This window comes from Janibacter melonis (assembly GCF_003721155.3).
GTDB classification, from domain to species: Bacteria; Actinomycetota; Actinomycetes; order Actinomycetales; family Dermatophilaceae; genus Marihabitans; species Marihabitans melonis.
Genome location: NZ_CP044548.2, coordinates 2,805,244 through 2,824,057, shown reverse-complemented (window position 1 = coordinate 2,824,057; position 18,814 = coordinate 2,805,244). Strand labels below are relative to the sequence as shown.

At 73.5% G+C, this 18,814-nt stretch carries 17 protein-coding genes; 5 read left to right on the top strand and 12 right to left on the bottom strand.

Translation table 11 applies throughout. The features are described from left to right. Positions 1-3 precede the first annotated feature (3 nt). From EEW87_RS13535 to EEW87_RS13500, 8 genes are all read right to left on the bottom strand, one after another. Positions 4-1,356: an aspartate aminotransferase family protein gene (locus tag EEW87_RS13535; RefSeq protein ID WP_123092535.1), complete on the bottom strand. Its 1,353-nt coding sequence runs from the start codon at positions 1,354-1,356 to the stop codon at positions 4-6. 13 nt (positions 1,357-1,369) lie between these two features. Then, positions 1,370-2,209 (bottom strand): aldo/keto reductase, encoded by an 840-nt coding sequence (locus EEW87_RS13530; protein WP_123092536.1) that lies wholly within the window; start codon positions 2,207-2,209, stop codon positions 1,370-1,372. Between the two features lie 150 nt (positions 2,210-2,359). Beyond that, the gene (locus tag EEW87_RS13525; protein WP_123092537.1) at positions 2,360-3,265 is read right to left on the bottom strand and encodes a crotonase/enoyl-CoA hydratase family protein; all 906 of its coding nucleotides are present in this window, start codon (positions 3,263-3,265) and stop codon (positions 2,360-2,362) included. A gap of 59 nt (positions 3,266-3,324) precedes the next feature. After that, positions 3,325-4,161 carry a fumarylacetoacetate hydrolase family protein gene (locus EEW87_RS13520; RefSeq protein WP_123092538.1) on the bottom strand — a complete coding sequence of 279 codons (837 nt, stop codon included), beginning with the start codon at positions 4,159-4,161 and terminating at the stop codon, positions 3,325-3,327. Further along, the gene (locus EEW87_RS13515; protein ID WP_123092539.1) at positions 4,158-5,159 is read right to left on the bottom strand and encodes an NAD(P)H-dependent flavin oxidoreductase; all 1,002 of its coding nucleotides are present in this window, start codon (positions 5,157-5,159) and stop codon (positions 4,158-4,160) included. Before EEW87_RS13515 ends, EEW87_RS13520 begins: the two co-directional genes overlap by 4 nt. Before the next feature lie 180 nt (positions 5,160-5,339). Next, entirely contained in the window at positions 5,340-6,218 is an 879-nt protein-coding gene (locus tag EEW87_RS13510) for an SDR family NAD(P)-dependent oxidoreductase (protein ID WP_123092540.1), read from the bottom strand. Beyond that, the gene (locus EEW87_RS13505) at positions 6,215-7,831 is read right to left on the bottom strand and encodes a flavin-containing monooxygenase (RefSeq protein WP_123092541.1); all 1,617 of its coding nucleotides are present in this window, start codon (positions 7,829-7,831) and stop codon (positions 6,215-6,217) included. Before EEW87_RS13505 ends, EEW87_RS13510 begins: the two co-directional genes overlap by 4 nt. A 97-nt stretch (positions 7,832-7,928) precedes the next feature. After that, the gene (locus tag EEW87_RS13500; protein WP_123092542.1) at positions 7,929-8,603 is read right to left on the bottom strand and encodes a helix-turn-helix transcriptional regulator; all 675 of its coding nucleotides are present in this window, start codon (positions 8,601-8,603) and stop codon (positions 7,929-7,931) included. Positions 8,604-8,664: 61 nt separating this feature from the next. Between EEW87_RS13500 and EEW87_RS13495 the strand changes: the two genes are divergently transcribed. The 3 genes from EEW87_RS13495 to EEW87_RS13485 are packed head-to-tail and all read left to right on the top strand — an operon-like array spanning position 8,665 to position 12,197. Beyond that, positions 8,665-8,961: a DUF2249 domain-containing protein gene (locus EEW87_RS13495; protein WP_123092543.1), complete on the top strand. Its 297-nt coding sequence runs from the start codon at positions 8,665-8,667 to the stop codon at positions 8,959-8,961. 21 nt (positions 8,962-8,982) lie between these two features. Beyond that, on the top strand, positions 8,983-9,438 hold the full coding sequence (locus tag EEW87_RS13490) for a hemerythrin domain-containing protein (RefSeq protein ID WP_123092544.1): 456 nt from the start codon (positions 8,983-8,985) through the stop codon (positions 9,436-9,438). Next, positions 9,435-12,197, top strand: a complete 2,763-nt coding sequence (locus tag EEW87_RS13485) for a multicopper oxidase domain-containing protein (protein WP_123092545.1) — start codon at positions 9,435-9,437, stop codon at positions 12,195-12,197. Before EEW87_RS13490 ends, EEW87_RS13485 begins: the two co-directional genes overlap by 4 nt. A gap of 33 nt (positions 12,198-12,230) precedes the next feature. Here the strand turns inward: EEW87_RS13485 and EEW87_RS13480 are convergent, their stop codons facing one another. Next, a complete protein-coding gene (locus tag EEW87_RS13480) occupies positions 12,231-13,043 on the bottom strand; it encodes an alpha/beta fold hydrolase (RefSeq protein ID WP_163562459.1) in 813 nt (270 codons plus the stop codon). A gap of 86 nt (positions 13,044-13,129) precedes the next feature. Here EEW87_RS13480 and EEW87_RS13475 point away from each other — a divergent pair, with 86 nt between their 5' ends. Next, the gene (locus EEW87_RS13475) at positions 13,130-14,317 is read left to right on the top strand and encodes an amino acid aminotransferase (protein ID WP_123092547.1); all 1,188 of its coding nucleotides are present in this window, start codon (positions 13,130-13,132) and stop codon (positions 14,315-14,317) included. A gap of 79 nt (positions 14,318-14,396) precedes the next feature. Here EEW87_RS13475 and EEW87_RS13470 read toward each other — a convergent pair whose 3' ends face one another. The 3 genes from EEW87_RS13470 to ahpC all read right to left on the bottom strand — a co-directional run bounded on the left by EEW87_RS13470 (position 14,397) and on the right by ahpC (position 17,243). Continuing rightward, positions 14,397-14,825, bottom strand: coding sequence for a cupin domain-containing protein (locus tag EEW87_RS13470; RefSeq protein ID WP_068271649.1), 429 nt, complete (start codon positions 14,823-14,825; stop codon positions 14,397-14,399). 49 nt (positions 14,826-14,874) lie between these two features. Beyond that, positions 14,875-16,554 (bottom strand): alkyl hydroperoxide reductase subunit F, encoded by a 1,680-nt coding sequence (gene ahpF, locus EEW87_RS13465; RefSeq protein WP_123092548.1) that lies wholly within the window; start codon positions 16,552-16,554, stop codon positions 14,875-14,877. Between the two features lie 125 nt (positions 16,555-16,679). Then, entirely contained in the window at positions 16,680-17,243 is a 564-nt protein-coding gene (gene ahpC, locus EEW87_RS13460; RefSeq protein ID WP_068271642.1) for an alkyl hydroperoxide reductase subunit C, read from the bottom strand. A 314-nt stretch (positions 17,244-17,557) separates the two neighbouring features. On the opposite strand from ahpC, the gene EEW87_RS13455 reads away from it, so the two are divergent. Beyond that, positions 17,558-18,775, top strand: coding sequence for a trypsin-like serine protease (locus EEW87_RS13455; protein ID WP_123092549.1), 1,218 nt, complete (start codon positions 17,558-17,560; stop codon positions 18,773-18,775). Positions 18,776-18,814 lie beyond the last annotated feature (39 nt).

Here is an 18,814-nt window from a genome sequence, read left to right as displayed (position 1 = left end):
GCGTCAGACGACGAAGGAGTCCGCCACCTCGAGCGCCTCGTCGAGGATCGCCAGCCCGGTCCGCGCGTCCTCGTCGGAGATGACGCACGGCGGCACGACGTGCGTGCGGTTCATGTGCACGAAGGGCCACAGCCCCCGCTCCTTGCAGGCCGCGGCGAAGGCCGCCATCGGCTTCGCGGCGTCGCCCGTCGCGTTGTAGGGCACGAGCGGCTCGCGGGTGCTCGGGTCGCGGACGAGCTCGAGGGCCCAGAAGGTCGCCATGCCCCGAATCTCGCCGACGCTCGGGTGGCGCTCGGCGATGCGGGCGAGCTCCGGCCCGATGACCTCCTCGCCGACCCGACGGCTGGCCTCGATCACCCCTTCGTCCTCGAAGATGCGCATCGACGCGACCGCGCTCGCGCACGCGAGCGGGTGCCCCTGGTAGGTCAGGCCACCCGGGTAGGGGCGGTCGGCGAAGGTGTCGCGGATGCGCTGCGAGACGACCACCCCGCCGAGGGGGACGTAGCCGGAGTTGACCCCCTTCGCGAAGGTGATGAGGTCGGGCGTCACGCCCCAGCGCTGGATGGCGAACCACTCACCGCAGCGGGCGAAGCCGCTCATCACCTCGTCGGCGATCATGACGATGCCGTGCTCGTCGCAGATCTCGCGCACGCCGGCGAGGTAGCCGTCCGGCGGCACGAGGACGCCGTTCGTGCCGACGACGCTCTCGAGGATGATCGCGGCGATCGTGCCCGGGCCCTCGACCGCGACGAGGTCGAGCAGGTGCTGGAGCGCGCGCTCGCACTCCTCCTGCGGGGTGCTCGCGTGGAAGGCGCTGCGGTAGAGGTGCGGTCCCCAGTAGCGCACGACGCCGGGCATGCCCGGCTCGCTCGCCCACCGGCGCGGGTCACCGGTGAGGGCGATCGCCCCCGCGGTGGCCCCGTGATAGCTGCGGTAGGCGGCGAGCACCTTGTGCCGACCGGTGTGCACGCGCGCCATCCGCAGGGCGTTCTCGTTGGCCTCGGCCCCGCCGTTGGTGAAGAAGACGTGGTCGAGGTCGCCGGGGGCGCGCTCGGCGATCATCCGCGCCGCCTCGGACCGCATGTCGTAGGCGAATCCCGGTGCGAGAGTAGCCATCCGGGCGACCTGCTCCTGGATCGCCGCGACGAGCCGGGGGTGCTGGTAACCGATGTTGACGTTGACGAGCTGGCTCGAGAAGTCGAGGAACTCGCGACCGTCGTAGTCGGTGAAGCGCACCCCCGACGCCGAGGCGATCGGCAGGGGGTCGATCTGCGCCTGCGCCGACCAGGAGTGGAAGACGTGGGCGCGGTCGAGCTCGTGGACCCTCTCGGCGGACAGCTGCGGCAGATCGCTCATGACCGCAGGCTAGTCACAGCTCCTCGTGGTGGTCGGGGTCTGCGTCGAAGAGACGTCCGTCGGCGCGTCCGAGGGCGGTGATCGCGGCGACCTCGTCCTCGCCGAGCTGCACGGAGGCGGCCGCGAGGTTGTCGCGCTGGCGCTGGGCGTCGGCAGACTTCGGTAGGGGCATCGCGCCGAGGGCGACGTGCCACGCGAGCACGACCTGGCCGGGGGTGAGGTCGTGCGCCTCGGCGGCCGCGACGACCGCCTGCTCCTCGAAGAGGTCGCCACCGCGGGCGATCGGCGACCACGACTGGGTGAGGATGCCGCGCTCGGAGTCGACCGCGCGCATCCGCTCCTGCGGGAAGTAGGGGTGCAGCTCGACCTGGTTGGCGAAGGGGGTGACACCCGTGGCCTCGACGACACGGTCGAGGTGGGCGGCGGTGAAGTTGCTGACGCCGATGTGACGCACGAGGCCGGCCTCGCGGGCCTCGACGAGCTGCTCCCACGCGGTGAGGTACTCGTCGCGCGAGGGGTTGGGCCAGTGGATGACGACGCTGTCGAGGTAGTCGAGGTCCATGACCTGCAGGGAGGTCTCGACGCAGCGGCGCGCGCCGGTGTGGTCGCGGCCGGGGACCTTCGTCTGCAGCCAGACGTCCTCCCGGGGGATGCCGCTGGCCTTCACGGCCTCGGCGACCTCGCGCTCGTTGCGGTAGTTGACCGCCGTGTCGACGAAGCGGTAGCCGACCTCGAGGGCCGAGGCGATCGCCGCGACACCCTCGCTGCCGCGCAGCGGGTAGGTGCCGAAGCCGATGACGGGGACCTCGGTGCCGGGGTCGGTCGACAGGGTGCGGGTGGGTGCGACGCTCATGTCTCGCACGCTACCCGCGCCACCCCGGCGGCGGTCTCGAGGCTCAGGCCCCGGAGGGCCTTCGCACCTCGACCAGCGAAGGCCTCGCTGGTCGAGACGCTCGCTGGTCGAGGTGCGACGCAGGAGCCTCGAGACCACCGCCCAGAGAGGTCAGGGGACGATCTCGTCGCGGCTGTCCCACGGCACGAAGTCCGGCATCTGCGAGGCGCGGGCGGTGAAGTCGGGCTCGCGCTTGGCGAGGAAGGCCGCGACACCCTCCTTGCCGTCGCCCATCGAGGTCTGCTGCATCGCGATCGACTCCACGGCGTGAGCGTCGAACGGGTGGGTGGCGGCGGAGCCCCGGTAGACCATCCAGCGCATGAGCGCGGTGCTCACCGGGGAGCGGCCGGCGACGAGGCGGCGGGCGAGCTCGCGCGCGGCGGGCATGAGCTCGTCGGGCTCGTGCACCGAGCGCAGGTAGCCGATGTCGTGCATCTCCTGCGCCGTGCGGATCTCGGCGGTGTAGAAGAGCTCGAGCGCCGCCTCCAGGCCCACGATGCGTGGGAGGAACCAGCTGCTCGCGGCCTCGGGCACGATGCCGAGCCGGCCGAAGACGAAGCCGATCCGCGCGCTGCTCGACGCGAGCCGGAAGTCCATCGCGCACGGCATCGTCGCGCCGATGCCGACCGCCGCGCCGTTGATCGCCGCGATGACCGGCTTGGTGCAGCGGAAGATCGCGAGCGACACCTTGCCGCCGGTGTCGCGGATGCCGTCGACGAGCTCGGGGTCGTCGGGGCGCTCCTGGATGTCGGCCGGCGTGACGACCTGCTCCTCGTCGATGCCGAAGACGTTGCCCTCGCGCGAGAGGTCCATGCCCGCGCAGAAGGCCCGCCCGGCCCCGGTGACGATGACGACCTTCGCGTCGTCGTCACCGCTCACGTGCCCGAAGACGTCGACGAGCTCCTCGTGCATCTGGACGGTGAAGGCGTTCATCGCCTCCGGCCGGCTCAGGGTGATCGTCGCGATCCCCTCGTCGTCCACCTCGTAGGTGAGGGTCTCGTACGTGCGCTCGGTCATCGTCGTCCTCTCGCGCCTCGGGCCGTAGCCTCGGGCTGATGGGTGGTGCTGCGGGCTGGTCAGGCGGTCGGGTCGGCGACGACGCGGTTGGTCAGGGCGCCGATGCCCTCGACCTCGGCGACGACGACCTGGCCCTGCGCGAGGTAGGTCGGCGGCGTCATGCCGTGGCCGACCCCGCCCGGGGTCCCCGTCGCGATGATGTCACCGGGGTTGAGGCGCACGACCGTCGAGATGTGCTCGACGAGCGCGACGGGGTCGAAGAGCAGGTCGGCGGTGCTGTCGCGCTGACGCAGGACGCCGTCGACGTGGAGCGAGACCTCGAGCTCGGGGCGCACCCCGCCGGGCAGCTCGTCAGGGGTGACGAGGTAGGGCCCGACCGGCGTCGAGGAGTCCCACGTCTTGCCCTGGAGCCACTCGCCGGTGCGCATCTGCCAGTCGCGGCAGCTGATGTCGTCGACGACGGTGAAGCCCGCGATCGCCGCCTCGGCGCTCTCCCCCTTCGCCCGGCGCACGCGCTGCCCGACGACCACGCCGAGCTCGACCTCCCAGTCGAGCGCCTCGGTCTCGGGCGGCAGCGGGATGTCGTCGTGCGCGCCGACGAGTGCGTCGGCGAACTTCGCGAAGAGCGTCGGGTGGGTCGGCAGGTCGTGCCCCATCTCGACGATGTGGTTCGTGTAGTTCAGACCGACGCACACGACCTTGCTCGGCGTCGTGACGAGCGTGGCGAAGTCGGCGCCGTCGACCGGGTGGGTCGGGCCGTCCGCGAGGGCCGCCGTGCGCCAGCCCGGGTCGGCGAGCAGCGCGCCGACGTCGGCGTGACCGGTCTCGACGAGGGTGTCGCCCTCACGGCGCACGGCGCGGGTGCCGCCCGCCGTGCGGATCGTCGCGAGCCTCATGCCGGCGCGCCCTCCCGGGTGGGCAGCGCGGCGAGGAGCCGCTGCGTCGCCTCCTCGTACTCACGGGCGAGCTGGTCGACGAGCTCGGCGACGGGCAGGACGTCCTCGATGCCCGCGACGCCCTGGCCGGCGGACCAGATGTCGCGCCAGGCCTTGCTCTCCTTCGCGTGCTCGTCGTGCGGGTTGGTCACGTGGTGCAGGTCGACCCGCTCGGGCGAGGCGAGGTGCTCGGGGTCGAGCCCCGCGGCCTCGATGCTGCCGCGCAGGAAGTTCGCCGGGATCGAGGAGATCGAGGGCGTGTAGACGATCTGCTGCGCGGTGTGGTCGGTGATCATCGCCTTGTACTCCTCGGCGACGGTCGCCTCCTGCGTCGCGAGGAAGCGCGTGCCCATGTACGCGAGATCGGCGCCGGCCGCCTGCGCGGCGAGGACGTCCTGACCGCTCGACAGGGCCCCGGCGAGGAGCAGCGTGCCGTCCCACACGCGGCGCACGTCGGCGATGAGGGCGAAGGGGTTGATCCCGCCCGCGTGACCGCCGGCACCGGCGCTCACGAGGATGATCCCGTCGACGCCCGCGTCGGCGGCCTTCTGGGCGTGCACCGCACCGGTCACGTCGTGGAAGACGAGCCCGCCGTAGGAGTGGACCGCGTCGACGACCTCCTGGACGGCACCGAGGCTGGTGATGACGAGGGGCACCTCGTGCTCGACGATCCGCTCGAGATCGGCCTCGATGCGCGCGTTCGTCCGGTGGACGATGAGGTTGACGCCGAAGGGGGCGGGCTCGGGGGCGCCCGGCGCCGCGGGGGCGGCGAGCCCCTCCTCGATCTCGCACAGCCACTCGTCGAAGCCTGCCGTCGTGCGCTGGTTGAGCGCCGGGAAGGTGCCGAGCACCCCCGCTCGGCTGGTGCCGATGACGAGCTCGGGCCCGGAGGCGAGGAACATCGGCGAGGCGACGACCGGCAGGCGGAGCCGGCCCTGCAGCTGTGCGGGGAGGGTCATGGGCTCACTCTCTCCGAGATCGGCCGGGATGCACCAGTCGCGCGGCATGTGTCACACCGCCCGCCTCCCCCCTCGCCCCACGCCTCCCCCCTTCGCCGAGGTATGGAGATCGGGCAGGATGCGCCGTGAGATCCGACCGATTGCCATACCTCGGCGAAGGGGGTGGTGCGGGGTGCGGGGTCAGCGGGAGCGGCGGGCGGCGAGCTCGAGGCCGCACTGCATCACCGACCAGTAGCCGGACGGGGCGACCCGGGCGAGCGCGTCGAGGGCCCGGGCGTCGTTGCCGACGAGCAGGCGCCGGCGGCGCGCGACGAGCGCCTCGACGATCTCCTCGGCGGCCTTGTCCGCCGGGTAGCGCAGCGCCTTGTCGAAGGCCCGCCGCCCGCGGGCCGCCTCGTCGGGGTCGACACCCGACGCGGTGCGCGCGTTGCGGGCGATGTTCGTCGCGATGCCGCCCGGGTGCACCGAGGTGACACCGACGGGCTGGTCCTCGGCGTCGAGCTCGCTGGCGAGGGACTCGTTGAAGCCCCGCAGCCCGAACTTGCTCGTCGAGTAGGCGGTCTGACCGGCCGGGCCGACGAGACCGAAGAGGCTCGACAGGCCGACGACCTGGCCCTGGCCGTTCTCGATCATCAGCGGCAGCAGCGCCCGGGTGAGCCGGATCGGGGTGTGGAGGTTGACCTCGAGCAGCCAGTCGAAGTCGGCCTCGCTCGTCTGAACGAAACGCCCGCCGAGGGCGACGCCGGCATTGTTGACGAGCACCCGCACGTCGGGGTGCGCATCGCGCAGGCGGGCGGCGAGCGCGGTCACCGCGTCGCGGTCGGAGAGGTCGGCGACGTAGGTGCTCACCCTCACCCCGGGCGACTCGTCACCGACGAGCCCGCCGACCCGCTCGAGCCCGTCGGCGTCGCGGTCGACGAGCGCCAGGTGCGCCCCGCGCCGGCCGAGACCCCGTGCGATGTGCTCGCCCATCCCGCCGGCAGCCCCGGTGACGACGGCGGTCGCACCGGCGACGTCGAGCGGGGGCCGGGAGGGACGCCGGAGGGCCGGGCGGCTCATGCCCTCACCTCGACGAGGTCGCCGACGGAGTCGTCGGTGTTGCTCGACGACCCCGGGAGGTCGACGGTCGCCGGGGCGGCAGCCCCGGTGGGCAGGTGCACGCCCACCGCGCCGAGCGGCACGAGGTGCATGTCCTGGGTGACGTCGGCGGCGCGGAACGCGCGGCGGTCCTTCATGTAGCTCTGCTCCATCGTCCAGGGGTCACGGTCGCCCACCTTCGGGAAGGCGCCGACGGCGCGCTGCACGTACCCGGAGGTGAGGTCGAGGATCGGGGCGGGGGTCATCCCCTCGGGCGCGACGGGCACGGCGGCGCCGATGCCGTGCTCGCGCATGTGGTGCACGAGCCGGGCGACGAAGCCCGACACGAGGTCGGCGCGCAGCGTCCACGACGCGTTGACGTAGCCGACGGTCATCGACATGTTCGGCACCCCGCTGAGCATGAGCCCGCGGTAGGCGAAGGTGCGCCCGATGTCGACCGCGCGGTCGTCCACCGTGAGGCGGATGCCGCCGAGCGCCTTGAGCCGCAGGCCGGTCGCGGTGACGACGACGTCGGCCTCGACGAGCCGCCCGTCCTGCAGACGGATCCCGCCGTGCTCGAAGCGGTCGACGTGCCCGGTGACGACCTCGACCGAGCCGGAACGGATCGCGGTGAAGAGGTCGCCGTCGCGCACGGCGCACAGCCGCTGGTCCCACACGTCGTACGGCGGGGTGAAGTGCTCGTCGACGACGTCCTGGGGCAGCACCCGCCGCAGCGCGCCGAGCACGATCCCCCGCGCCGCCGAGGGGCGCACCCGGGACAGGACGTAGAGGAAGCGCTGGACGAGGACGTTCTTCGTGCGGGCCACCTGCTGCACCGGACCGGGGGGCAGCACGCGGCGCAGGCGCTCGACGAGCCGGTCGCTCGCCGGGACGGCGATGACGTAGCTCGGGGTGCGCTGCAGCATCGTCACCGACGCGGCCGTCTGCGCCGCTGCGGGGACGAGCGAGACCGCGGTCGCCCCCGAACCGATGACGACGACGCGCCGCCCGGCGAGGTCGAGGTCCTGCGGCCAGTGCTGCGGGTGCACGACCTCGCCGGCGAAGTCCTCGACCCCGACGAAGCCCGGGTCGTGCGGGCTGTCGTAGTCGTAGTAGCCCGACCCCAGGTGCACGTACCGGGCCCGCACCACGCGGGCCGACCCGTCGGCTCCCTCGACCTCGACGGACCACCGCTGCGCCTGGCTCGACCAGCTGGCGGCGACGACCGAGCACCCGAGGTAGGTCCGCTCGGCGATGCCGCTGTCGGCGGCGGTCTCGCGCAGGTACTCGAGGATCGAGGCGCCGTCGGCGATCGACTGCTCCCGGTCCCACGGGCGGAAGGGGAAGGACAGCGAGTACATGTCGGAGTCCGAGCGCACGCCCGGGTAGCGGAAGAGGTCCCACGTGCCGCCGCTGCTGTCGCGCGCCTCGAGGACGGCGAGGTCGAGGTCGGGGTCGCGCTCGAGCAGGCGGTAGGCGGCCCCGATGCCGGAGATGCCGGCACCGACGACGAGGACGTCGAGCTCGTCGGGCAGGTCGGCCGGGCCGCGCCGCACCGCGGCAGCAGCCTGGTCGTACTCACGAGTAACACTCATGGGACCACTCTGCCCCACCGACCTGGGCGCTGCCGCCGATCACCGCCCGGCAGATCACCGCCCGGCAGATCGCCGGCCCCGGCAGCCGAGAGCCCGGTCAGGGCCGCTCGAGGTGCAGGACGCAGGCCCCCGGCTCGGCGAAGGGGGCGAGCCCGGCCTGCGTCGCGTCGTCACCGGCACGACGCAGGAGCCCGTCGACGAGCCCGAGATGGACCTGGCACACGACGTCGGGGTGGACCTGGGCCACGTCGAGCAGGGGGCACGTGCGCAGCCGCACGTGGTCGGGGTCGGTGTCGTCAGGGGCGAAGCCGAGCCGGCGCAGGGCGCCGACGACCACCGGGCGGGCGTCGTCGCCGTCGACGGGCTCGACGTCGCGGTGCCCGCTCCACGTGCGTCCCACGGCGCGCGAGATGTCGCGCAGCCGCTCCCCCGTCCCCGGGCCGGACGCGAGCTGCTCGACGAAGGCCGTCGCGAGCGCGCGGTACTCGCGCACCGAGTGGTCGGAGGGCTCGGCGGCGTAGACGGCGCTGGGCCGCCCACGGCCACCCGCATGGCGCCGGGCTCGCTCGACGTGGCCGGACGCGACGAGCGCCTCGAGGTGCGCGCGCACGGTGTTCGGGTGCACTCCCGTGGCCGCGGCGACCTCCACGACCGAGCGCGGGCCGCCGGCCTCCTGGAGCGCGAGGAGGGTGCGGCGCTGCGCCGTCGTGAGCCCGGACTCCCCCGGCGCACCCCGAGCTGGCGCCGGTCCGAGCGGAGGAGTATTTTTCATGAAGACACCGTATTAAATATCGGGCGGAGGGTCTACCCCTGCCCACGACGCAGGAGGACCCATGACCGAGCCGACCCGCACCCTGCCCCTGGCAGCCGCCCAGCACGAGTGCGCCTGCGGCTGCACGGACGAGGGGGTGCCCGCGCTCGACGTGCGGTCGATCCCCCGCGCCGTCCGGCACGCCGCCGTCATCGGCGCGCTCGGCGCGATCCCGTCGGGCGGCTCGATCGACCTCGTCGCGCACCACGACCCGGTGCCCCTCCTCGCGCAGGTCGACGCCCGCGAGCCGGGCACCTGGTCGGTCACCTACCTGGAGCGCGGCCCCGAGGTCTGGACCCTGCGCCTCACGCGGGCCTGACCGCACGAGGAGGCAGACGCCATGTGCACGTACTGCGGGTGCGAGACCTTCGAGGTCGTCGGGCGCTTCACCGCCGAGCACGTCGAGGTCATCAACACGGCCGGGCTGCTGCGGCGGGCTGTGCACGACGGCGTCCCCCGGGAGCAGGTCGTCGCGCTCGTCGACCTCGTCCGCGGCCTGCTCGACCCGCACACCCGGGCCGAGGAGGTCGGCCTCTTCGCCGTGCTGCGCGAGGACGAGACCTTCGCCGACCACGTCGAGGGGCTGTGCGCCGAGCACGAGCAGCTGGACGCACAGCTGAGCGCGCTGCGCGCGGGTGACCACTCGGTCGTCGACCGCCTCTACGCCGACCTGCGCGAGCACATCCACAAGGAGGAGAACGGCCTCTTCCCCGCCGCCGCCGTCGGCCTCTCCGCGCAGGACTGGGAGCGGGTCGACGCGCTCACGCCCGCACCGCGTCACCGGGCCCACCGGTGAGCACCGCCGGGGGCACGACGGCCCGCCCCTCGGCGTCGCCTGGCGCCCCCGGCCGCCCGACACGTGGCACGTGGGGCCTGCGCGACCGGCCCGGGCTCGTCTGGCTCGTCCTCGCCGCGACGACGGCGCTCGTCCACCCCTTCGTCCCGGGGTCGACGTGGCTCATGGTGCACATGGTCGCGCTCGGCGCGATGAGCCACTCGGTCATGGTGTGGAGCACCCACTTCGCGACGACCCTGCTCAAGACCGCGCCCGATCTCGACCCCCGGGCGGCGCAGGGGCGGCGGCTGCTCCTGCTGCACGCCGGGGCCGTCCTCGTGCTCGTCGGCGTGCCGAGCGCCCTGTGGCCCGCGACGGTCGTCGGCGCCACCCTCGTCGTCGCGGCGGTGGCCTGGCACGCGGTCGCCCTGTGGCGACGGCTGCGCCACGCACTGCCGGGCCGCTTCCGGGTCACCGTGCGCTCTTACCTCGTCGCCGCGACCTGCCTGCCGGTCGGCGCGCTCCTGGGCACCCTGCTCGCCCGCGGGCCGGACGACGAGATGCACGCGCGCCTCGTCGTCGCGCACTCCCTCGTCAACGTCCTCGGCTGGCTGGGGATCACGGTCGTCGCGACCGTCGTCACGCTGTGGCCGACGATGCTGCGCGCCCCGATGGACGCCGACGCCGAGCGGCGGGCACGCACCGCCCTGCCGGTCCTCGTCGGCGGGCTGGCCCTCGCCGTCACCGCCGCGCTCGTCGGCAGCCGGCCGCTCGTCGCGGTCGGGCTGCTCGTCTACCTCGCCGGCCTCGCCCGGTCGGCGTCCTCGATGGCTGGCCCGGCCCGTGCTCGGCCGACGCGCCACCACGCCCCGGCATCCGTGGCCGCCGGGCTGCTCTGGCTCGTCGCCGGGGTCCTCGCCGTCGCGTGGCGGGTGGCCACCGCACCCACCTGGGCCGATGCCGCCACCGGGTACGACGCCGTCGCGGCGGTCTTCGTCATCGGCTTCATGCTCCAGGTGCTGCTCGGCGCGCTGAGCCACCTCGTGCCGTCGGTCATCGGGGGCGGTCCGTCGGTCGTGCGTGCTGGCATGCGCGAGATGGACCGGTGGTGGGTCCTGCGCCTCGTCGTCGTCAACGGCGGGCTCGTGCTGTGCCTGCTCCCCGTGCCCTCCGGCGCGCGCGTCCTGTGCTCGGTCCTCGTGCTCCTCGCCCTCGTCGCCTTCGTCCCGCTGCTCTTCCGGGCCATCCGGGCGTGCATCGCGCAGCGTCGTGCGATCGCCGAGCGCACGGCGAAGGGGGAGCCCCCGCCCTCGCCCTCCCAGGGCCGCGCGGAGGTCGCCGCCGTGCTCGACGCACCGGTCCCGGTGCACCAGCTCGGCGCCGGGCTGGCCGCGCTCGCGCTCGCCGTCGCGGCCGGCCCGGCGACGGCCCCCGTGCTCGGCGCCGACGTCCCGGCGGCCGCGAGCGAGCAGGTGGCCCCGACCGGCGTCACCCGCGACGTCGAGGTCACGGCGACCGCCGACATGACCTTCGAGCCCAGCCGGGTCGACGTCGACCCCGGCGACCGCGTCGTCATCACCGTGCGCAGCACCGACGCCTCGACCCGGCACGACCTCGTCTTCGACGACGAGCACCGCTCCGAGCGCATCGGCGAGGGCGAGAGCTCGACGCTCGACCTCGGCGTCGTCGGCAGCACCCGCGAGGGCTTCTGCTCGGTCACCGGGCACCGGCTCATGGGGATGACCTTCACCGTCGCGGTCCGCGGCGAGCCCGCAGGTGGCACGCAGGGGTCCGACGGCGGCGGGCACACCGGCCACGACGACGCCGCGGGAGCGGCCGCTCCGGGCACGGCCGGCTCGGGAGGGTCCCCCTTCGCCCTCGACCCGACCGCGCGCTGGTCCGACGGCTTCGAGGCCGCCGACGCCGTCCTCCCGCCGCTCGACGACGACCGGGTGCACCGCGTGACGCTCACCGTGCGCGAGACGACCGCGGAGGTCGCGCCCGGGGTCCGGGCGACGCGGTGGACCTTCGACGACGGGTCCGGCCGCACCGGTCCTGGGCCGGTGCTCCACGGGCGGGTCGGCGACCGCTTCGTCATCACCCTCGTCAACGACGGCTCCATGGGGCACTCGGTCGACCTCCACGCCGGCGAGCTCGCCCCCGACCGGCCGATGCGCACCATCGCGCCCGGCGAGCGGCTCACCTACACCTTCACGGCGACGCGGGCCGGGATGTGGATGTACCACTGCTCGACGATGCCGATGTCGACCCACATCGGGGCCGGCATGCACGGCGCGGTCGTCATCGAGCCCGAGGACCTGACCGAGGTCGACCGCAGCTACGTCCTCGTCGCCTCGGAGATGCACCTCGGGGCTCCGGACGCCGACGGGGTCCGTCCGGTCGACGCCGAGGCCGCGGCGGGCGACCGGCCGAGCCTGATGACCTTCAACGGCGCGGCCTTCCAGTACGACGCGCAGCCGCTGCCGGCCCGGGTCGGCGAGCGCGTGCGCATCTGGCTGCTCGCCGCGGGACCGAGCCGGCCGACCTCCTTCCACGTCGTCGGCGGCCAGCTCGACACGACGTGGCTCGAGGGCGCCTCCACGCTCGACCGGCGCGACGCGGGTGCCGGTGGAGCGCAGGCCCTAGGACTGCTGCCGGCGCAGGGCGGTTTCGTCGAGACGCGCTTCGTCCAGGCCGGGCGCTACCCCTTCGTCAGCCACGTCATGGCCGACGCCGAGCGGGGCGCGCACGGGGTCTTCGAGGTCACAGACCGGCGCTGAGACCGGCGCGACGGCAGCGCGAAGGGGGACCCGTCAGCTCGTCGACGGGGCCGGGTCGGCGGCCCGGGCGAAGGTCGACGTTGCCACGGCGAGCACCGCGTCCGGGTCGTCGACCTGGGGGCAGTGCCCGCACCCGGGGAGCAGGACGTGCTCGGCGTGCGGCAGCCGCTCGCGCGCGGTCTGCGCCTGCGCGGGGAGGAGCAGGCGGTCGCGCTCGCCCCAGGCGATCGTCGTCGGCACCGCGAGCTCGCGGGGCACGCGGTGCCGACGCGACCCGAACAGGTGCGGCCAGAAGCCGCGCCCGGTGCGCAGCGCGAGCGTGTCGCCGAGCGAGGTCTCGGGGTCGACGAGCTCGGGGCGCGTGTACAGCGGCCAGAAGGCGATCGCGTGCAGCCGGGGCGAGCGGTGCACCGCCCGGTGCACCCGCTGCGGCAGGTAGGAGCCGGCCTTCAGCGCGAGCAGGGTCGACGCGGCGACGGCGAGATGGCGGCGCGAGGCGAAGCCCGCGGGGGCGAGCGCGACGGCGGTGCGGACCGACCCGCGGCCGGCCAGCTCGAGGGCCACGAGCCCGCCGAGCGAGTTGCCGACGACGTGCGGCCGCTCGAGACCGAGCTCGGCGGCGAGCCTCTCGACCTGCTCGGCGGTGCTCGTCATCGACCAGCCGTCCGGAGCGCTCGGCGGGCCGGACCGCCCGAAGCCGGGCAGGTCGACGACGACGACGTCGTGGCCTGCCGCGTGCAGCAGCGCGGGCAGCCGCCCCCAGGCCTCGCGCCGGTGACCGATGCCGTGGACGAGGACGACGGGCTCGCCGTCGCCGCGCAGCCGGGTGTGCTCGATGGTGGCCATGACCGAGACGTTACCGACCGGTAGCCCGACGTGCCGTGATCCGGACGACATCCCCACCGGCCGCGCCGCCCTGACAGGATCGTCCCGTGAGCCTCCTGACTGATCTCCCCCTGGCCCCCCGTGACCCGATCATCGGCCTCACCGAGGCCTTCGTCGCCGACCCGCGCGAGACGAAGGTCAACCTCGGCGTCGGGGTCTACACCGACGAGAACGGCCGCGTGCCCCTGCTGCGCTGCGTCGAGCAGGCCGACGAGCGCGTCGTCGACGGCACCCGCCCGTGGTCCTACCTGCCGATCGACGGCCTGCCGGCCTACCGCTCCGCCGTCGCGGGGCTCGTCTTCGGCGACGAGCTGGCGCACGAGCGCGTCGCCGTCGTCCAGGGCGTGGGCGGCACCGGCGGTCTGAAGATCGCCGCCGACCTCGTCCACCAGACCACCCCGGACGCCCGCGTCCTCATCTCGGACCCGAGCTGGGAGAACCACCGCGCGATCTTCACCCGCGCCGGGCTCACCGTCGACAGCTACCCGTACTACGACGCGCAGACCCGCTCGGTCGACGTCGACGGCATGCTCGACGCGCTGCGCACCGCCGAGGCCGGCACCGTCGTCGTGCTGCACGCCTGCTGCCACAACCCCACGGGCTACGACCTCACCCCGCAGCAGTGGGAGCAGGTGCGCGACGTCGTCGTCGAGCGCGGGCTCGTGCCGCTGCTCGACATGGCCTACCAGGGCTTCGCGCACGGCATCGAGGAGGACGGCGCGGCCGTGCGCCTCTTCGCGCGCACCGGCGTCGCGATGCTCGTCGCCACGTCCTTCTCGAAGTCCTTCAGCCTCTACGGCGAGCGGGTCGGCGCGCTGAGCGTCGTGTGCTCCGACGCCGACGAGGCCGCCCGGGTGCAGAGCCAGCTCAAGGTCATCATCCGCACGACGTACTCGAACCCGCCCAGCCACGGCGCGCTCGTCGTGAGCACCGTGCTCGGGGACGCCGAGCTGCGCCAGACCTGGGAGGACGAGCTCGGCTCCATGCGCGAGCGGATCCGGGCGATGCGCACCCGTCTGCGCGACGGGCTCGCCGCGGCGATCCCGGGCGCCGACGTCGAGCACTTCGTCGTGCAGAACGGCATGTTCTCCTACACGGGTCTGAGCGCCGAGCAGATGCGCGCGCTGCGCGAGGAGCACGGCGTCTACGGTCTCGACTCCGGCCGCATCTGCGTCGCCGCGCTCGACGAGCGCAACCTGCCGACGGTGATCGAGGCGGTCGCCGCCGTCTGGTGACCTCTCGCCGGGCATGACGAAGGGGGCGGACCCGCCGTGGCGGGTCCGCCCCCTTCGTGCTCCTCAGTGCTCGATGAGCTCAGTGCTCGGTCGGGTCCGCGGCCTCGTCGGCCTTCGTCGCGTGGACCGTGCCGTGCACGTGGTCGGGCGGGCCGTACAGCGAGTACACCTGGAGCGGCTCGACCCCGGTGTTGGTGATGTTGTGCCACGACCCGGCGGGCACGAGGACGACGTCGTCGTCACCCACCTGACGGTCGAAGGACAGGTCGTCCTGCGCGGGGCCCATCTGCACGCGCCCCTCGCCGGACTCGACCCGCAGGAACTGGTCGTGGTCGTCGTGCACCTCGAGCCCGATGTCGTCACCGGGGGCGATCGACATCACCGTGAGCTGGAGGTTGGCGCCGGTCCACAGCGTCGTGCGGAAGTTGGAGTTCTCGAGCGTGGCGCGCTCGATGTTGACGACGAAGGGCTTGGGGCCCTGGTCGGTCGGCTCGGACGAGACGGTCATGGTGGTCCTCCTCGGTCGTGGAGATGGGTGCTGGTGATGCCCGGGTCGCTCAGACGCGGGCGATGTCGGGCACGTCGGTCGGGTCGCTGTCCACCGGGTCGCCGTCGGCGACCTTCGTCGCCGCCGTCGTGTCCGCACCCGCCGGGGCGCTCGTGCGGATGAGGTGGTCGAAGGCCGACAGCGCGGCCGTCGAGCCGTCGCCCAGGGCGACGACGATCTGCTTGTACGGGGTCGTCGTGACGTCGCCGGCGGCGAAGACGCCCGGCAGGCTCGTCGCGCCGCGGTCGTCGACGACGACCTCGCCGCGCTCGCTCAGCTCGACGCCGCTGCCGATGAGCCACTCGGTGCTCGGGAGCAGACCGATCTGGACGAAGACGCCGTCGACCGCGGTCGTCACGGCGTCGCCGCCGTCCCGCGGCTCGTGGACGAGACCGGTGACCTTCGCCCCGTCGCCCGCGACCTCGGTGGTCCGGCGGCCGAGCTCGACGTCGACGTTGGGCAGCGAGCGCAGCTTGCGCTGGAGCACCTCGTCGGCGCGCATCTCGTCGAGGTACTCGACGACGGTGACGTGGCGCACGACGCCGGCGAGGTCGATCGCGGCCTCGACGCCGGAGTTGCCGCCGCCGATGACCGCGACGTCCTTGCCCTTGAAGAGCGGGCCGTCGCAGTGCGGGCAGAAGGTGACGCCCTTGTTGCGGTACTCGTCCTCGCCCGGCACGTCCATGGTGCGCCAGCGCGCACCGGTCGCGATGATCACCGAGCGGGCGCGCAGGCCGGCGCCCGAGGCGAGGTCGACGGTGACGAGACCGTCCTCGCCGGCCTCGGTGATGCCCGACGCGGTCTGGCCCTTGACGAGGTCGACGTCGTACTCGTGGACGTGGCGCTCGAGGTCGGCCGCGAGGGTCGGGCCGTCGGTGCGCGGGGTGCCCACGAGGTTCTCGATCGACATCGTGTCGTTGACCTGCCCGCCGAAGCGGTCGGCGACGAGACCGGTGCGGATCCCCTTGCGGGCGGCGTAGATCGCGGCCGAGGCGCCGGCGGGGCCACCGCCGAGGACGAGGACGTCGTAGGGCTCGCGCTCAGAGAGCGCCGCGGCGGCCTCGAGCGAGCCGGTGCCGCCGGTGATGTCGTCGAGCTTGGCGAGGATCTCGGAGAGCTCCATGCGGCCGGAGCCGAAGCTCTCGCCGTCCAGACGCATCGACGGGACGGCCATGACCCCTTCGCGCTCGACCTCGTCCTGGAAGAGGGAGCCCTCGACGACCGTGTGGGAGACGCCCGGGTTGAGGACGGCCAGGGCGTTGAGCGCCTGGACGACCGTCGGGCAGTTCTGGCAGGTGAGCGACATGTACGTCACGAAGTGGTGCTCGCCCTGCACGGCACGGGCGGCGGCGAGGGTGGCCTCGTCCTCCTTGACCGGGTGGCCGCCGACCTGCAGCAGCGCGAGGACGAGCGAGGAGAACTCGTGGCCGAGGGGCAGGCCCGCGAAGGTCACCGCGACCTCGGGCGCGGAGACGCGCTGGATCCGGAAGGCGGGGCGGCGCTCGCCGATCTCGTCGCCCTCGGCCTCGCGCAGGGTGAGCAGGTCGTGCATGCCCGCGATCTGCGTGAGGAGCTCGCGCAGCTCGCCCGACTTGGGTCGCTCGTCGTACGCGGCGACGAGCTCGACGGGCTCGCGGAGGTTGTCGAGCAGGGACTTCAGCTGGGTGGCCAGGGGGGCGTCGAGCGCCATAGGTGGGGACTCCTCGAGCGGTAGCGGTGCGGGTGGTGCGAAGGGGGGTGCAGCGGCGCCGTGGCCACGGCCCGGGGACCTCAGGGGTGGTCCCCGGGCCGGGGCACGGCGTCAGGAGGGGCGGATCAGATCTTGCCGACGAGGTCCAGGCCCGGGGTGAGGGTGTCAGCACCCTCCTCCCACTTGGCGGGGCAGACCTGGCCCGGGTTGTTGCGCACGTACTGGGCGGCCTTGACCTTGCGGACGAGCTCGGAGGCGTTGCGGCCGATGCCCTCGGCGGTGACCTCGGCGAACTGGATGACGCCGTCCGGGTCGACGAGGAAGGTGCCACGGTTGGCCAGGCCCTCGTCCTCGCGGAGGATCTCGAAGCCGCGGGAGATGCGGCCGGTCGGGTCGCCGAGCATCGGGTAGCCGATCTTGCCGATGGTCTCGGAGGTCTCGTGCCACGCCTTGTGCGTGAAGTGCGTGTCGGTGGAGACCGAGAAGACCTCGACCCCGAGGCCCTTCAGCTCGTCGTAGTAGTCCGCGAGGTCGCCGAGCTCGGTCGGGCACACGAAGGTGAAGTCGGCCGGGTAGAAGAAGAAGATCGCCCACTTGCCAGCGATGTCCTGGCTGGAGAAGTCCTTGAACTCACCGTTGACGTAGCCGGTGGCCTCGAAGGGCTTGACCTGGGTGTTGATCAGCGACATGCGAATGTGCTCCTGACGATGGGGGGTGAGGGGGTGGACCCTGTCCGGATCCGTTCCTTCTTTGGAACGGTTCCAGACTAGGTGATTCGTCTCGGGCGGTGCAAGTCAGGGGGTGGTCAGGTGCCCACCCCGTGGACACCCCCGTCAGACCACGGCAGGTGCTGCCCCAGGTCAAGACCTGTTCCGCCGGGTACGGATCGGGTCAGGCGCACTACCGCCGGGCCCGGGGGGCCGCCAGAGTTCGGGGCGCCGCGGCACCCCCTTCGTCCGCGGCTCCCGGCCGGGACCCGGCCACGACACCAGGAGAACCACCGATGTCGATCCGCCTGTCGCACACCCCCCGCCCGCTGGGCCGCGCCGCTCTCGCCCTCGCCGCCACCGCGGCCCTGGGTCTGACCGCGCTGCCCACGACGCAGGCCGCCCCCACGGCCGTCGAGGCACCCACCGCGCCGTCCGCCCCCTCCCCCGGCGCCGAGGAGGACGTCCTCGTCGACTTCGTCATGGCGCGCGACGGCGTGAGCCGCGCGAAGGCGCAGTCCTACCTCGACGCCAAGCACGAGCGTCAGGCCGCGATGCGGGCGCTGGAGAAGCGGGGCGTCGACGTCGACGGCGCGTACTTCAAGGGCGAGCGGCTCGTCGTCGTCGTGGGCTCCGACGCGGACGCCTCGGCCGCCCGCACGGCGGGGCTCGTCCCCTCGCGGGCCGCCGGCCAGAGCGAGCTCGACGCCCGCGCCGCGACGATCCTGCGCGGTCTCGGCTCGGCCAAGGACGAGATCTCGAGCATCGGCTCGGACGTCACGACGGGCACGGTCTCGGTGCGCCTGGCCCCCGGCGCGAGCGCTGCGGTGCGCCGTCAGCTGGCCGCGACGCCCGGCGTGACCGTCACCCAGGGCGACACCCTGTCGACCCAGGCGGACGTCTACCCCGGCCGGATCATGGATCTCGTGCCGGGCACGAACTGCTCGCTGGGCTACCCGGGCAAGACCGCGAGCGGCAACAACGTGCTGCTCACGGCCGGTCACTGCGTCGAGGGTCTGCCCGACATCTACGACGCCAACGGCACCCACATCGGCAAGGGCACGAGCTCGCGCTTCCGCACCGGCTCCTCCAGCGTCGACATGGGCCTCATGGACGTCGACTCCGAGGACCGCGGCGTGCCGCAGGTCGACAGCCGCGGGCACTCGGGCTACTACGCCGTCAAGGGCATGAGCAAGAACGCCGTCGGCACCGAGATCTGCAAGGCGGGCAACACCACCGGCTGGACCTGCGGGACGATCAAGGCCTACAACCGCACCGTCAACTACGGCGGCACCGTGACCTCCGGCCTCGCCGAGGCGAGCGTGTGCACCGAGGGCGGCGACTCCGGCGGCGCCTACATCGGCGTCGGCAACCTCGCCCAGGGCATGACCTCCGGCGGTCCCGTCGGGGTGGACTGCGGCTACAACCGCGGCTACAGCGCCGGGTCGTACAGCTTCTACCAGCCCGTCGTCGACGCGGCGAGCTACTACGGGGTGACCATCGACCGGATGTGAGGCCGTCGCGAAGGGGGCGGACCGGGGGGTACCCGGGTC

Bases quoted from the DNA above. Each gene is read 5' to 3' on its own strand.
- EEW87_RS13535 (WP_123092535.1), bottom strand. From the start codon at position 1,356: ATGAGCGATCTGCCGCAGCTGTCCGCCGAGAGGGTCCACGAGCTCGAC.
- EEW87_RS13530 (WP_123092536.1), bottom strand. From the start codon at position 2,209: ATGAGCGTCGCACCCACCCGCACCCTGTCGACCGACCCCGGCACCGAG.
- EEW87_RS13525 (WP_123092537.1), bottom strand. From the start codon at position 3,265: ATGACCGAGCGCACGTACGAGACCCTCACCTACGAGGTGGACGACGAG.
- EEW87_RS13520 (WP_123092538.1), bottom strand. From the start codon at position 4,161: ATGAGGCTCGCGACGATCCGCACGGCGGGCGGCACCCGCGCCGTGCGC.
- EEW87_RS13515 (WP_123092539.1), bottom strand. From the start codon at position 5,159: ATGACCCTCCCCGCACAGCTGCAGGGCCGGCTCCGCCTGCCGGTCGTC.
- EEW87_RS13510 (WP_123092540.1), bottom strand. From the start codon at position 6,218: ATGAGCCGCCCGGCCCTCCGGCGTCCCTCCCGGCCCCCGCTCGACGTC.
- EEW87_RS13505 (WP_123092541.1), bottom strand. From the start codon at position 7,831: ATGAGTGTTACTCGTGAGTACGACCAGGCTGCTGCCGCGGTGCGGCGC.
- EEW87_RS13500 (WP_123092542.1), bottom strand. From the start codon at position 8,603: ATGAAAAATACTCCTCCGCTCGGACCGGCGCCAGCTCGGGGTGCGCCG.
- EEW87_RS13495 (WP_123092543.1), top strand. From the start codon at position 8,665: ATGACCGAGCCGACCCGCACCCTGCCCCTGGCAGCCGCCCAGCACGAG.
- EEW87_RS13490 (WP_123092544.1), top strand. From the start codon at position 8,983: ATGTGCACGTACTGCGGGTGCGAGACCTTCGAGGTCGTCGGGCGCTTC.
- EEW87_RS13480 (WP_163562459.1), bottom strand. From the start codon at position 13,043: ATGGCCACCATCGAGCACACCCGGCTGCGCGGCGACGGCGAGCCCGTC.
- EEW87_RS13470 (WP_068271649.1), bottom strand. From the start codon at position 14,825: ATGACCGTCTCGTCCGAGCCGACCGACCAGGGCCCCAAGCCCTTCGTC.
- ahpF (WP_123092548.1), bottom strand. From the start codon at position 16,554: ATGGCGCTCGACGCCCCCCTGGCCACCCAGCTGAAGTCCCTGCTCGAC.
- ahpC (WP_068271642.1), bottom strand. From the start codon at position 17,243: ATGTCGCTGATCAACACCCAGGTCAAGCCCTTCGAGGCCACCGGCTAC.
- EEW87_RS13455 (WP_123092549.1), top strand. From the start codon at position 17,558: ATGTCGATCCGCCTGTCGCACACCCCCCGCCCGCTGGGCCGCGCCGCT.